The 12,753-nt window shown below is 74.5% G+C and carries 13 protein-coding genes; 1 reads left to right on the forward strand and 12 read right to left on the reverse strand.

What is annotated here, in order from left to right; genetic code table 11:
* Positions 1-81: 81 nt before the first annotated feature.
* The 3 genes from Q2K19_RS29335 to Q2K19_RS29345 all read right to left on the reverse strand — a co-directional run bounded on the left by Q2K19_RS29335 (position 82) and on the right by Q2K19_RS29345 (position 2,238).
* Positions 82-1,191 (reverse strand): hypothetical protein, encoded by a 1,110-nt coding sequence (locus Q2K19_RS29335; RefSeq protein WP_302765357.1) that lies wholly within the window; start codon positions 1,189-1,191, stop codon positions 82-84.
* 81 nt (positions 1,192-1,272) lie between these two features.
* Positions 1,273-1,413: a hypothetical protein gene (locus Q2K19_RS29340; RefSeq protein WP_302765359.1), complete on the reverse strand. Its 141-nt coding sequence runs from the start codon at positions 1,411-1,413 to the stop codon at positions 1,273-1,275.
* A gap of 144 nt (positions 1,414-1,557) precedes the next feature.
* Positions 1,558-2,238: a DUF305 domain-containing protein gene (locus tag Q2K19_RS29345; protein WP_302765360.1), complete on the reverse strand. Its 681-nt coding sequence runs from the start codon at positions 2,236-2,238 to the stop codon at positions 1,558-1,560.
* Between the two features lie 138 nt (positions 2,239-2,376).
* On the opposite strand from Q2K19_RS29345, the gene Q2K19_RS29350 reads away from it, so the two are divergent.
* Positions 2,377-3,831 (forward strand): LVIVD repeat-containing protein, encoded by a 1,455-nt coding sequence (locus Q2K19_RS29350; RefSeq protein WP_302765362.1) that lies wholly within the window; start codon positions 2,377-2,379, stop codon positions 3,829-3,831.
* 57 nt (positions 3,832-3,888) lie between these two features.
* Here the strand turns inward: Q2K19_RS29350 and Q2K19_RS29355 are convergent, their stop codons facing one another.
* The 9 genes from Q2K19_RS29355 to Q2K19_RS29395 all read right to left on the reverse strand — a co-directional run bounded on the left by Q2K19_RS29355 (position 3,889) and on the right by Q2K19_RS29395 (position 12,730).
* On the reverse strand, positions 3,889-4,875 hold the full coding sequence (locus tag Q2K19_RS29355; protein ID WP_302765363.1) for a carcinine hydrolase/isopenicillin-N N-acyltransferase family protein: 987 nt from the start codon (positions 4,873-4,875) through the stop codon (positions 3,889-3,891).
* A gap of 42 nt (positions 4,876-4,917) precedes the next feature.
* On the reverse strand, positions 4,918-5,850 hold the full coding sequence (locus Q2K19_RS29360) for a PfkB family carbohydrate kinase (RefSeq protein ID WP_302765364.1): 933 nt from the start codon (positions 5,848-5,850) through the stop codon (positions 4,918-4,920).
* Between the two features lie 39 nt (positions 5,851-5,889).
* Positions 5,890-6,363 carry a DUF1203 domain-containing protein gene (locus Q2K19_RS29365; protein ID WP_302765365.1) on the reverse strand — a complete coding sequence of 158 codons (474 nt, stop codon included), beginning with the start codon at positions 6,361-6,363 and terminating at the stop codon, positions 5,890-5,892.
* 65 nt (positions 6,364-6,428) lie between these two features.
* On the reverse strand, positions 6,429-7,253 hold the full coding sequence (locus Q2K19_RS29370) for a MerR family transcriptional regulator (protein WP_302765366.1): 825 nt from the start codon (positions 7,251-7,253) through the stop codon (positions 6,429-6,431).
* A 49-nt stretch (positions 7,254-7,302) separates the two neighbouring features.
* A complete protein-coding gene (locus Q2K19_RS29375) occupies positions 7,303-8,907 on the reverse strand; it encodes an asparagine synthetase B family protein (protein ID WP_302765367.1) in 1,605 nt (534 codons plus the stop codon).
* 5 nt (positions 8,908-8,912) lie between these two features.
* Positions 8,913-9,878, reverse strand: a complete 966-nt coding sequence (locus tag Q2K19_RS29380) for a hypothetical protein (RefSeq protein ID WP_302765368.1) — start codon at positions 9,876-9,878, stop codon at positions 8,913-8,915.
* Between the two features lie 101 nt (positions 9,879-9,979).
* Positions 9,980-10,786 carry an isocitrate lyase/PEP mutase family protein gene (locus Q2K19_RS29385; protein WP_302765369.1) on the reverse strand — a complete coding sequence of 269 codons (807 nt, stop codon included), beginning with the start codon at positions 10,784-10,786 and terminating at the stop codon, positions 9,980-9,982.
* Positions 10,783-11,859, reverse strand: coding sequence for a cytochrome P450 (locus Q2K19_RS29390; protein ID WP_302765370.1), 1,077 nt, complete (start codon positions 11,857-11,859; stop codon positions 10,783-10,785). The genes Q2K19_RS29385 and Q2K19_RS29390 overlap by 4 nt, the downstream gene beginning before the upstream one ends.
* 124 nt (positions 11,860-11,983) lie before the next feature.
* Positions 11,984-12,730 (reverse strand): ArsR/SmtB family transcription factor, encoded by a 747-nt coding sequence (locus Q2K19_RS29395; protein WP_302765371.1) that lies wholly within the window; start codon positions 12,728-12,730, stop codon positions 11,984-11,986.
* Positions 12,731-12,753 lie beyond the last annotated feature (23 nt).

A 12,753-nucleotide genomic window follows, 5' to 3' on the forward strand; every position in this document is an offset into this window, starting at 1 on the left:
ACCGACGTACGTCGCGAGGCCCAGTCCCTCGGCGGTTCGGTCGCGACTCGGGGCATGCGCCCACTTACCCCCCCGGTGGGGCTACCCGTCCCTCTCGTCCCGCCAGCCGCCGGGTTCGGGATGGTAGCCGTATGCGGCGGCCCGCACCGTTTCCTCGTTCTCCAGCCCGGAGCCGATCGCGCCGCCGACGGTGGCCAGCGAGCTGGTGATCCAGGCGAGCGTCAGGTAGTCGGTGAAATCGACCGGCCGCTGCAGAGTCTGTTCCAGCACGGATGTGTCGATCAGCAGCGCCCCGACGAGCACCGTTCCGGCGAACAGCACCAGGTAGGACACCGCCGTGGCCAGAGTGAGGGTGAGAATCGTACCCAGGTTGAACAGCCGGGCCAGCTCAGCCGGTGTCCCCCGGTCTGGTTTCTCCCATAGGTCGTGCGCGACGATCAGCCAGGCCACCAACGCGGTCAGCCCGAGTACCATGATCACGGCGAGCCGAAGTCCGCCGAGCGCATCGCCCATCTGCCAGATGGTGTCCGTGGTGAGCGCGAACGCGGCCGTGCCGAACGCGCCGACCAGCAGCTTGGACAGGCCCAGCAGGGCGCGCCCCGGGCGGTTGGCCTTGACCATTCCGATCAACAGCCGCACCCGGCCGACCAGCCGCGAGGCGACGTAGCCCAGTTCCCCGGCGTCGGCCTCGCCGACCACCCGGTGGACGGCGGGAACCCGGCTTGCCATCTCTGCCGGTGCCCAACCGGCCGGCGGCACCCGCTGGTCGGAAGTGTCGGTGAGCAGTCGGCTCACCAGATCCGGAACGGCCACGCGGGCCGCTCGCAGCTGGGGCAGTCCCAGCGCGGGCAGGGAAACCATCGCGACTCGACGCCGGGCGGAGGTCTGCGCGACCAGCGGCACCCGCTCGGTGTGCAGCGGCAGGTCGGTCAGGCAGATTGCGACGTCCCACCGGTCGTCGGTGCGCCGTTGGGCAAGATCGTCGAGCAGCGCCTCAACGCCGCCGTCGCGGCGCGGCGCCACCTCACCCCAGCCTTCCCGAACGGTCCACCGCACGTCCGCGTCCACCCGCTCGGAGAGCCGGCCGGCCAGCTCGGCGGTGAGCCGCGCGGCCACCCGGGCCGGGTGGTCCGGCGGGGTCGCCACCAGTCCGACGACGAGCTCCGGGCGGTGCTGTTCACTGTGGGTCATCGGTGCTCCTCACGGTAGCCGGGCTCGTCGCCGTCTATCGTCACCAATACCGGGTCGTCATGAGCTCTCCGACGGCCGGATTCAGCGGTGGCGCAGCCTGCGCCGCAGGTCGTAGAAGCCGTTGCTGGACAGGCCGTAGAAGAGTGGGAGCAGGAGCAGGACGACCAGCGCCGCCGGCACGTTGACCAGCCAGCCGACCACGCCGGCCGCGGCGTAGGCCATGATCCCGAGCAGCGCCGGGAGCCGCTGGACGGCCCCCGTCCACGTGCCCAGGGTGCCATCCGGTTCCGTGGTAGGCAGCGAACATCGGCAAACGAACGCTGACCGACTAGACCGATGCGCGCCGCGCGGCCGGCCGCCCGCCGGTCAGGACGCGGTCAGCTCGCGCATGCGGCTGATCTCGACGGCCTGCTCGGTGGCGACCGAGTTGGCGAACTCCTGCATGCTCTGGTCCACCCCCACCTTGAGCAGGTCGGTGGCCATCGCCACGGCGCCCTCGTGGTGCTCGGTCATCATCTGTACGAAGAGGCGGTCGAACTCGGCGCCGTGGGCGGCGGCGAGTTGCCGCATCGCCTCGGGGGACTGCATCCCGCGCATCGCGCCGTGGTCGTGGCCGGGGACCTCGGCGGGCAACCCCCGGGCGGCGAGCCAGGCCCGCAGCACGCCGATCTCGGGTTGTTGAGCGGCCTGGATCCGGTCGGCGACCGCGCGTACCCGGGGGTCGGCGGTGCGGTCGGGCGCGAGGGCGGCCATCTCCACCGCCTGCTGGTGGTGCGGGATCATCATCCGGACGAACCAGACGTCGAGGCTGTTGTAGCGGGGCGCCGAGGCGTCCCGCACCTCCTGGGCCGGCCGGGTCACCGCGGGCTCCCCCGGCCGTCCGGGCACGATGACCGGCGGGGCGTCCGCCGTGGGCGACGGACTCGATCCGGCGGCCGGGAGGGCGGACGGCTGACCGGGTCGGTGCCACAGGGTCAGGCCCAGCGCGGCGAGCGCCAGCGCCACGACTGTTACGACGAGCAGCAACCGTCCACGTTGGTCAGTCATGCGTCAACCCCTCCGGTAGAGGTGACAGCGATCCTAACCAGCGACAAAGAACTCTGAATGTGACCCAGGTCACATTGATCCGCATGGGTCGACGGTAAGGTGTCCACAATCGTCATCCCCTTTCGAAGGGTGTCGCCGATGGTCGAATCCCGCACGTCCACGTCCCGCCGTCTCCGGATCGGCAGCCTCGCCGCCGCCGGTCTCCTCCTCGCCAGCATCGCCGCACCAGGCGGCGCGCAGGCCACCCCACGGCTCGCCGTCGAACCGGCCACCGTGGACACCGCCGCCGCCGCCCTCGGCGTCGACGAGATCTCCAGCAGCCCCAACCTCCGCCAGATCGCCAACCTGCCGAAGCAGGCACCGTTCGACACCGAGAACGCCTACGGCACCGACATGGCGTTCCAAGGGCCCTTCGCGTACGTCGGTAACTACAACGGGTTCACGATCTACAACATCGCCAACGCGTCGAGCCCGAAGATCATGTCGCAGGTGAGCTGCCCAGGCTCACAGAACGACGTCTCGGTCTACGGTGACCTGCTCTTCCTCTCCACGGACTCGTCGCGCAGCGACGACTCCTGCGACAGCCACTCGCAGTCCGCGGCGGTCAAGGAGTCCTGGGAGGGCATCAAGGTCTTCGACGTCAGCGACCCGGCCAACCCGCGCTACATCAAGTCGGTCGAGACCGACTGCGGCTCGCACACGCATACCCTGGTGCCGGCCAAGGACGGCGGCTCCGTCTACCTGTACGTCTCCTCGTACAGCCCGGCGGCAGCCTTCCCCGACTGCCAGCCGCCGCACGACTCGATCTCCATCGTCAAGGTGCCGCTGGACACGCCCACCGACGCGGCGGTGGTGGCCACGCCGAACCTCTTCCCGGACGGCGGGTACCCCGGTCGCCCGGGTGGCTCGGCGACCACCGGCTGCCACGACATCACCGCGTACCCGGGGAAGGACCTGGCCGCCGGCGCCTGCATGGGTGACGGCATCCTGATGGACATCTCCAACCGGGAGGCGCCCCGGGTGATCAACCAGGTCCGGGACACGGTCAACTTCGCCTTCTGGCACTCGGCCACCTTCAACAACACCGGCACCAAGGTCGTCTTCACCGACGAACTCGGTGGCGGCGGCGCGGCGACCTGCAACACCGCCGTCGGGCCGAACCGCGGCGCGGACGCCATCTACGACATCACCGGCTCCGGTGACGCCCGGACGATGGTCTTCCGCAGCTACTACAAGATTCCCCGAGGGAACGCCGACACCGAGAACTGCGTGGCCCACAACGGCTCGCTGATCCCGGTGCCCGGACGCGACATCATGGTGCAGGCCTGGTACCAGGGCGGCATCTCGGTCTGGGACTTCACCGACTCGGCCAACCCGAAGGAGATCGGCTACTGGGAGCGCGGGCCGCTCTCCGACAGCCGGCTGGTCCTGGGTGGGGCCTGGTCGTCGTACTACTACAACGGCCACATCTACTCCAGCGACATCCAGAAGGGCCTGGACGTGGTGGAGATCGACCAGGCGTCCATCCCGGGCGCCAAGACGAGGCACTACAACCGGCTCAACGTGCAGACCCAACCCGACTACCGGGACTGACATCCCCGAGGCCCGCGGGCCCGGCCACCGCATCCGCGGGGCCGGGCCCGTCGGCGGTCAGCTCATCGGCAGCTGGTAGCTGCGCTCCCCGCCGCCGGTCGGGACCAGCCGCACCTCGCCGCTACGCAGCCCGTACGTCACCGACCAGCGGGTGTGCGGCTGCCGCACCGAGTCCAGCACCCGCAGCGCGGTCGGGGCGTCCACCGCCCCGCCGGCGGCGTCCAACGCCTTCGCCAGCAGCCCGTAGCGGTGGTCCCGTCGCAGCTCGTTGTCGGGCACGCCGGCGGCCGGGACGTTGGTCAGCGCCTGCCAGGGACCCCGCCGCTGATCGGCGCGCAGGACACCGTCGACGAACTCCACCACCGCCGACGCGCCGGTGGCGTCGGCGAGCAGGTAGTGCAGCGGCGGCCCGCCGTCGAAGTCCAGGTTGTAGCGCCCGAACACGGCGATCGCCTCGTCCACCGTGGCCGCCGAGTCCAGCACCAGGCGCAGGATCCGCACCGAACCGACCGTCGGGCGGCCCGGCACCGGCCGGGCGGTCGGGCCCTCGTCGGCGGCCAGCCCCACGGCCAGGCCCCGCTCGTTCATCCCGTCGAAGGGCAGCAGCGGCGCGTCGAGCAGGCGGCGGTCGCCCGCCGGGTCGCTCCCGACACCGAGGTACGAGATGTCCACCAGGGAGATCGAGGCGTACCCGTCCGGCGGGTCGGTCCGCAGCACCAGCGCCGGGTTCGGCTCCCAGTCGAAGTTGCGGGCGAACAGCGGCCGGCTCCGGTCGCCGAGGGCGGCGAAGAGCGAGCAGCCGAACGGGCTCGCCTCGGCGGTGCCGGAGACGCCGACGGTGGGGTCGTAGTCGCCGACGTAGGTCATCTCGTACAGCGGCAGGTCGTCGACCTTGCGGAGGTTGGCCAGCGTCTGCTCCACCTGGCCGGCGTCCTGCCGGGAGGCGGTGGGCGGGCCGGCGGCGCCGGGCGGCGGCGTCCGTTGGCCGGCGGCGCAGCCGGCGAGCAGCAGGGCGACACCGGCGGCGAGCAGCATCCTCCGCATGCCCGCGACGCTAGAAGGAGCGGGCGGCGGTTGTCCATCCGGTCAACGTCCGGGGAGGCGGGAGAGCTGGGCCTCGATCGCCGCCGGAGTGAGCGCGGGCCGGCCGCCCGGGTTGCCCACGATGACGCCGGCCGCGGCCACCGCGTACCGGGCGGCGCGCTCGTAGGGCTCGCCGCGCAGCAGTCCGGCCGTGAGCGCGGCGACGAAGGCGTCCCCGGCGCCGGTGCTGTCCACCATGGGCGTCTCGGCCAGCGGCACGAAGAGCTCCCCGTCCGGCCAGACGAAGGCGTTGCCCTCCCCCGCCACCTCCACGGCGACCAGCCCGGGACCCCGGGCGAGCAGTTCCCGGCCGGCCCGCAGCCCCGCCGTGGCGTCCTTCGGCGCATCGCCCACGATCAGCCCGGCCTCCTGGGCGTCGGTCCGCAGCACGTCGGCCAGGCCGAGCAGGTCCGCCGCGCCGGCCGGGTCGGCCGGCGCGCCGTCGAGCACGACCAGCCGGTCGGCGGTACGGGCGCAGCGGGCCGCTGCCAGCGCGGCGGGCAGCGGCTGCTGGAGCTGGACGAGGACCGCCCGCGCCGCCCGCAGCGCTTCCTCGGCACCGGTCACGTCCGCCTCGGTCAGCAGGGTCGCCTCGGGGATGTCCTCCAGGTAGCGCCACTGCGCCCGGGCGTCGACCAGGTCCACGATCAGCGCGCTGGGCGTGTCGGCGCGGCGCACCACCGGGGCGACGTCGATGCCGTCGCTGCGGGCCCGACCCAGCAGCCGGTCGCCGACCTCGTCCTCGCCGACCACGCCGAGCAGTCCGACGCGGGCGCCGAGCTGGGCGAGCCCGACGGCCTGGTTGGCCCCCTTGCCGCCGAGCTGCTCCCGGCGGCAGCGCACCGGGGCGGTGGCGGACGGGCCGGGCACCTCGTCCACCAGCAGGACGAGGTCCCGTGCCACCTGCCCCACCACGATCGCGTCCAGTCCGGCCATGCCGCGCTGATACCCGGGCCACCGCCGGTCACGCCCGGATCAGCCCCGGACGACGCCGAACATGAAGCAGCCGTACACCACGTTGCGGCTGTGCAGGCGGTCCACCGCCGGGTCGGCCAGGAGCTCGGCGATGACCGCCTCCGGGTCCTCGCCGTCGTGCCACCGGCCGCCGACGATCCGCCCCCGGCGGTCGTACGCCCGGAGCACCTGGGGCCGTCCCCGCCAGTCGGCCGGATAACCGGTCACGTCGGCCGGACCGGGGCAGTCGGCGTCGTGCGCGAAGATCGGCCCCACCTCCCGGTACGGTCCCTCGGGCAGCGGCGGGGCGTACCCGAAGAGCAGCAGCGGCTCACCCGGGGTGGCGTCGCGGAGGCAGCAGCGCAGCGGTTCGCCGCCCTCGGCGGTGGCCCGCTCCACCTGTCGTCCGCCCGCGTCGCGGCCGGTGCGCCGCACCGCGGCCAGCACCTCGACCGGCAGCGGCTGGATCAGATACCTGGTACGCGTCGTCGTCATGCTCACCAGCGTGGCCGGGAGGATCCCCGGATGCTGGCGGCGATCGGACCTCGCACGCCGGCCGATCAGCGTCGGGAGACCGGGATCTGCAGCTCGGTGACACCCTTCTCCGGCTCCTCCTGGGAGTAGTCCAGGTAGACCTCGCGGGCGTACCCCTCGGCCCGCCAGCCGTTCTCCTCGATCCACCGGGCCAGCACCTCCATGCTGGCCTCGACCTCGTCCATCGACCCGTGGTGCACCAGCGTCGCGGCGGCGGGCAGCGCGGGCAGGTCGACGATGGTGAAGTCCCCCGACGCCGAGGGCTCGACGCCGACGGTCGCCCCGGCGTGCACCACGACCGCCTCCCCCTCGCCCGCCGGCTCGTACCAGGCGATGGCCGGCCCGGTGGGGCGCACCCGCGCCCCCTCCAGGCGCCGGAACAGTTCCGGATAGAGGGGTTGAATCACCGGGCCGATGTCCGGCGTCTCGTAGCTGGGCGCGACCGCGGTCAGTTCCGCGATCCGCACTGCCGGGATCTCCTTGAGCACGACGTCCTTGGTGGTCATCCGACCCTCCGTCTCGAGCATCCGGAGCCTCGCCTCGATCCCGGCCAGCCGGGCGGTGTCCGCGGCGACCTGCGCCGCGAGCTGGGCGCGGCGCAGCCGCAGCATGCCCCGCAGCTCGCCGGCGTCCAGGTCGTCGTCGAGGACGGCCCGGACCTGGTCCAGGGTGAGTCCCAGGTCCTTCAGGGCGATCACCCGGTTGAGCCGGCCCAGTTGCTCCGCCCGGTAGTAGCGGTAACCGGTGTGCGGGTCGACGACGGCCGGGCGGAGCAGCCCGACGCCGTCGTAGTGCCGCAGCATCCGGGCCGACACCCGGCCGAGTGCGGCGAATTCTCCGATGGTGAACATGGCCCCTTCACGCTCGTCCCTGACACGGTGTCAGAGTCAAGCGCGGCCGTCACGGGCGGGCCGGGACGCGCCGGATGGTGCGCGGGCCGACCAGCCGGCGGACCACCGGCACGGCGTTCCACTTCGCCGCGCCGACCAGGTCCCGCGCGTGCTCCAGCACCGTGTAGTCGGGCCGGGCCAGGCCGTCGGCGATCGCCCGGTCCAGGTCGTTGCCGCAGCGGGTGAGCACGCTGTCGAAGTCGCGGCGGACCGGTTCGAGCAACTGGTAGCCGAAGGAGCGGTGCAGGCGGGCGAAGAGCGGCTTGTAGAGGCGGGCTCGCTCGTGCAGGCCCGACGAGTGCGACATCGGGTTCTTCGGGCGCCGGCGGATGTAGTCCGGCAGCAGGTCGGCGAAGGCCCGCCGGACGATCCACTTTTCCTGGCCGTCGCGCACCTTCAGGTGGAGCGGGATGCGCATCGCCAGCTCCAGCACGCTCAGGTCGAGGAAGGGCACCCGGGCCTCCACCCCGTGGCCCATGCTGACCCGGTCCACCCGCTGCAACTCGGTCCGACCCAGGTTACGGATCTTGTGCAGGAAGAGCCGGCGGGACCGTTCCGGGCCGACCTGGTGGTACATCGGGTACCCGCCGAACAGCTCGTCCGAGCCGTCCCCGGTGAGCACCACCTTGACGCCCAGCTCGCGCAGCCGCCGGAAGATCGGCACCGAGACCACCGCGTTGATGATGTCGCCGTACTCGGTCAGCTCGGAGATCCGGATCGCCTCCCGGACGTCGGCCAGCCGGATGTCCCGCGGGCGCAGCTCGACCACCTCGTGCGGCACGCCCAGATCGGCGGCGAGCCGCCGGGCGTACGCCACGTCAGGGCTGTCCGGCACGCCAACGGTGACCGCGACGCAGTCCGGGTGCGACTCCCGGGCGTGCAGCAGGGCGAGCGAGCTGTCCAGGCCGCCGGAGAGGACCACCCCGACGGTGAGGTCGGTGTCGAGCCGCACGCGGATGCTGTCGGTGAGCGCGACCCGGACGAGCAGGGCGGCCTCGTCCGGGTCGTCGATCACCGGCAGCCCGGCGCCGAGGCGCAGCAGGTCGACGTGCGGGCGCAGCCGGACCGGCCCGTCGGGCTCGGCCCAGCCGTGGTGCCCGGGCGGCACCTCGCCGATCGGCGCCCCGTGCCCGACCAGCGCCTTCACCTCCGAGGCGAGGTGCAGGCAGCCGGGGCCGCGGGCCCAGTAGAGGGGCTTCACCCCGACCGGGTCCCGGGCCAGGTAGGCCCGGCCGCTGGCCCGCTCCACCACGACGAAGGCGTACTCCCCGCGCAGCCGGTGCACCGCCTCCTCACCCCAGTGCCGGAACGCGGCGAGCACCACCTCGGTGTCGCTCGTGCTGCGGAAGGGGTACCCGAGCCGCGTCAGCTCCGAGCGCAGCTCGTGGTGGTTGAAGATCTCGCCGTGGTAGCAGAGCAGGTGCCGTTCGTCGGGCGAGAGCCAGGGCTGCACCGCCCGCTCCCGGTCCACGATCCGCAGCCGGCGTACCCCGGCGAGCAGGCCGTTCTGCTGCCGGGTCTCGGTCACCTCGCCTCGAGGGGCGAGGGCGGCGAGCATCCGACGGAAGGTGGCCGGGTCGGCGTCCGGTCCGATGCTCAGCGCGATTCCGCACACGCTCGTCAGACCCCCATCTCGGCCTCGTACGCCCCTCGGAAGCGGCGGCGCGCGGCGGGCGCGAGGCAGAGGTGCCAGGCCTGGCCCTCGTCGACCACGTTGATCTCGCCGGCCTCCTGTCGGGCCAGCAGCAGGTCGGCCAGGGTCTCCCGGACGCCGAAGCGCCGGAACCAGGCCAGCTCCACGTCGGCCGCCCAGCCGAGGCAGTGCCCGCTGGGCACCATGGCGGCGTAGCCCAGGCGGCGCAGCCGGTACTGGTGCTCGGCGCTGCGGGCCAGGCTGGTGGCCCAGAGCGGCGGGGTGCCCGGCGGGGTGGCCAGGGCGAACTCCCGGCCGATGTCGTTGAGCAGGGCCACCACCTCGCGGCGGGCCCGGCGGAACATCAGCCCGGCGGTGCGCGGGGTGGCGTCGGGCAGGAGCCGCCGGCGGGCCGCCCGCAGCCCGCGGCCGAGGACGCCGGCCGGCTGCTCCTGGTAGCGGAAGGCCAGCAGCCCGCGACGGCGCAGCCACTCCAGGTCGACCAGGTCGGTGCTGGTGTTGACCTGGCTGTCGGTGAGGAAGGGAGCGCTGTCCCGCCACCACATCACGTCGATCCGGGAGAGCAGGTAGATCCGGACCAGCGCGGTGAGGTCGTGCGCCGAGCTGCGGGCGTTGGGCTGGTAGCGGGCGATCTCCAGCAGCAGGGTCTCCCGGGCGCCCACGAACCCCTGCGGGGTGGCGTCGAGGACCGCGGCGATCGCCGGCTCACGCAGCCGCTGGTCCAGCAGCACCTGGCGGGCGGTGGTCGACGGGGCGTCCGCCAGGGCGCCCACCTCGACCAGCAGCTCGGCCACCGCCGCCCGGTACGCGGCGAGGTCCGGCGCATCGGTGACGGGACGGCGCCCGGCGGCGGGCGGCAGCCGGCGGGCGGGGGCGGTGGCCGCGACGGCGGGCCCGGGCTGCTGGCCGGGGCTTCGGCTGGGCACGCGCATGGTCGGGTCCCCTCTCCGGGCAGGACACGGTGTGGTCGAGCCTGAAACACACCGTAAGCACCAGGAACGGGAAATCCGCGAACAATCCTCCTATCCCCCCTCTAAGGGCGACGAGTCACCGCATCCGGCGCGGAAAGCGACTGCACCCAGCCGTACCCCGGCGCGGCGGGCAGTGCGGCGTCCCGGTCGGCCCGGACCGCGTCGGCGGCGTGCAGCGCGGCGCCGAGGGCGGCCCGGAACAGCAGGGAGCCGGTGCTGACCCGGGCCACGCCGAGCCGCCCCAGCACGGCCAGGGTCGGCCCGCCGGGTCGGTGCAGCACGTTCAGCGGTCGGCCGGCCTCGGCCGCCAGCCGCTCGACCAGGTCGTCCGGCGCGCCGGGAACGAAGAAGCCGTCGGCCCCGGCGGCCCGGTACGCGCGAGCCCGGTCCAGGGCCTCCGGCAGCGGCTCCGGCACGCCCAGCCACCAGGCGTCGGTGCGGGCGTTGACGAACAGCCCCGGCACGGCGGCCTTCACCGCCGCGATCTTGGCGGCGGCCAGTTCCGGCGGCGTCAGGCTGCCGTCCGGGCGGCCGTCCTCCAGGTTCACGCCCACCACGCCGAGCGCCGCCAGCTCGGCGACGTAGTCGGCCACCGCCGCCGGGTCGTCGCTGAACCCGCCCTCGACGTCCACGGTGAGCAGCACCGGCAGGTCGCGCAGCCGCCGGGCGAGGTCGAGGTTCTCCCCCCGGGTGGCCCCGGCCGCGTCCGGCTTCCCACCCGCCGCGGCGACGCCGAGGCTGGTGGTGCCGATCGCCGGATGCCCCCGGGCCGCCAGGGCCGCGGCGGAGGCATGGTCCCAGGCGTTGGGCAGCAGCAGCGGCCGGCCCGGCCGGTGCAGGGCGTGGAAGGCCTCGGTGCGCTCATTCATCGGACGGTCACCTCGGTGCTGGTCGGGACGGTCAGGGTGGGACGGGCCGGGTGGTCGGGGCCGGCGCGGCGGCGGAGCACGTCGACCACCCCGGCGGCCAGGGCCAGGGCGTGCCGCTCTCCCGGGCAGCCCCGGGGTCCGGCGCCGAAGGTCAGCGACCCGCCGGGGCGCCCGGGGCGGAACCGGTCCGGCTCGGAGTGCGCGGCGGGGTCGCGGTTGGCCGCGTCGAACCGGAGCAGCAGCGGGGCGTCCGGGCCGATCTCCCGGCCGCCGAGGTGCAGCGCGGCGGTGGTCACCCGCCGGGTGCCGCGTACCGGCGGATCGAGGCGCAGCACCTCGGCCAGCAGGTCGCCGGTGGACAGCGCGGCCGGCGCCGCGAGGCCGTGCCGGACGGCCGCGCCGATCAGCCCGGCGGTGGCGTCGCAGGCCTGGACCAGCAGCCCGATCCGGTTCGCGGCCGCCTCGGGCGGGGCCGGCGGGGACATCGCCAGCAGCGCGGCCACGGCCCGGTCCGCGCGGGCCACCGCGGCCGGGGCGGCGCCCGGGTGGTACGCCGCCGCCACCGCGGCCACTGCCGGCCCGGCCGCCGCCAGGTCGGCCAGGCCGAGCCGCGCCGCCAGCACCGAGAGGGGTACGCGCCGCGCCAGCACCTCCAGCGTCCCGCCGGCCCGGTCGCGTTCGTCCCCGGTACGCCCGGCGGCCACCCCGTCCCGCGACCCACCGGCCGGGCCGGCCCCGTCCAGCGCTTGCCGGGCGGCCGCCTCGTCCAGCGCCTCCCCGGCCAACCGGGCCGCCGCCTGCCGCAGCTCGTCCGGGTCGAGGTGGGCCAACGCGGCGACCCCGATCGCGCGCCGGGCGGGGTGCCGGTCCGGCGGGCTGAACCGGCTGACCGCGCCGCGCAGCCAGGCCAGGGTGCCCGGCGGCCCGGCGGGCGCGGCGGGCACCACGCATCGGGGGTCGGTCAGCACGGCGAGCACATCGGCGTGCCGGGTGACCACCCACCCGTCGTCGAGGAGTACGGGCGCCGCGCACGCTGGCGTCCCCGGGTCCTGCGGAATCTCCGGCCAACTCATCCCCCGACCGTAGGCCCGGAACCCTTCGGCCCAGGCCGAACGATCCGACCCTGTCGATCATGAGGTTGGCGGCGGTTTCCGAGATCGACATCGCCGCCGAAGTCATGATCGACCTGGCGGAGGGTCAGGCGCGGGCGGGGGCGGTGTCGCGGGAGGGGGGTGGGGCGAGGTCGGCCGGGGTGCGGCCGAGGGCGGCAGCGAGGGCGGGGCGGCCGGCCGGGGTGAGGCGGACGGCGCGGCCGGTGCCGCGTACGGTCCAGCCGAGGTCGAGGAAGCGGCGGTTGAGGGCCGCCCCGAGCGCCCCGGCCAGGTGCGGGCGGCGCTCGGTCCAGTCCAGGCAGTCCCGGACCAGCGGACGCCGGGCGGCGCGCAGCGGCTCGACCGGCACACCCAACTCGGCGAGCCAGGCCACCCCGTGCGCGGTGACGGCGAGGCCGCCGGTCCGGTCCAGCACGCCCCGGTCCAGCAGCGCGTCGTGCAGCAGCACGCCGAGCCGGCCGGCCAGGTGGTCGTAACAGGTCCGGGCGTACGCGAGGACGGCGCCGGCAGAGGCGGCGCGCAGCGTGCGGGGCGGCGCCGGCTGGGCGGGCGCGTGCCCGGCCAGGTCCTCGATGAGCTGGGCCACCGACGGGCCGGCGAGGCGGACGTACCGGTGCCGGCCCTGCCGCTCCTCGACCAGCAGGCCGCCTCGCACCAGCCGGTTGAGGTGGTCGGTCGCGGTGGAGGGTGCCACCCCGCCGGCCCGGGCCAGCTCCCCCGCCGTCCAGGCCCGCCCGTCGAGCAGGGCCAGGCAGAAGGCGGCGCGGGTCCGGTCGGCGAGCAGCGCGGCGAGCCCGGCCATCGCGCGTCCGTCGGTGCTGGTGCTGGTCATCCCCCCATGCTGGCACGCGCACC

Source organism: Micromonospora sp. NBRC 110009 (assembly GCF_030518795.1).
Classification (GTDB): domain Bacteria; phylum Actinomycetota; class Actinomycetes; order Mycobacteriales; family Micromonosporaceae; genus Micromonospora.

What these genes read in the sequence shown, in the direction of transcription:
- Q2K19_RS29335 (WP_302765357.1), bottom strand. Translation starts at nt 1,191, where the DNA reads ATGACCCACAGTGAACAGCACCGCCCGGAGCTCGTCGTCGGACTGGTG.
- Q2K19_RS29340 (WP_302765359.1), bottom strand. Translation starts at nt 1,413, where the DNA reads ATGGCCTACGCCGCGGCCGGCGTGGTCGGCTGGCTGGTCAACGTGCCG.
- Q2K19_RS29345 (WP_302765360.1), bottom strand. Translation starts at nt 2,238, where the DNA reads ATGACTGACCAACGTGGACGGTTGCTGCTCGTCGTAACAGTCGTGGCG.
- Q2K19_RS29350 (WP_302765362.1), top strand. Translation starts at nt 2,377, where the DNA reads ATGGTCGAATCCCGCACGTCCACGTCCCGCCGTCTCCGGATCGGCAGC.
- Q2K19_RS29355 (WP_302765363.1), bottom strand. Translation starts at nt 4,875, where the DNA reads ATGCGGAGGATGCTGCTCGCCGCCGGTGTCGCCCTGCTGCTCGCCGGC.
- Q2K19_RS29360 (WP_302765364.1), bottom strand. Translation starts at nt 5,850, where the DNA reads ATGGCCGGACTGGACGCGATCGTGGTGGGGCAGGTGGCACGGGACCTC.
- Q2K19_RS29365 (WP_302765365.1), bottom strand. Translation starts at nt 6,363, where the DNA reads ATGACGACGACGCGTACCAGGTATCTGATCCAGCCGCTGCCGGTCGAG.
- Q2K19_RS29370 (WP_302765366.1), bottom strand. Translation starts at nt 7,253, where the DNA reads ATGTTCACCATCGGAGAATTCGCCGCACTCGGCCGGGTGTCGGCCCGG.
- Q2K19_RS29380 (WP_302765368.1), bottom strand. Translation starts at nt 9,878, where the DNA reads ATGCGCGTGCCCAGCCGAAGCCCCGGCCAGCAGCCCGGGCCCGCCGTC.
- Q2K19_RS29385 (WP_302765369.1), bottom strand. Translation starts at nt 10,786, where the DNA reads ATGAATGAGCGCACCGAGGCCTTCCACGCCCTGCACCGGCCGGGCCGG.
- Q2K19_RS29390 (WP_302765370.1), bottom strand. Translation starts at nt 11,859, where the DNA reads ATGAGTTGGCCGGAGATTCCGCAGGACCCGGGGACGCCAGCGTGCGCG.
- Q2K19_RS29395 (WP_302765371.1), bottom strand. Translation starts at nt 12,730, where the DNA reads ATGACCAGCACCAGCACCGACGGACGCGCGATGGCCGGGCTCGCCGCG.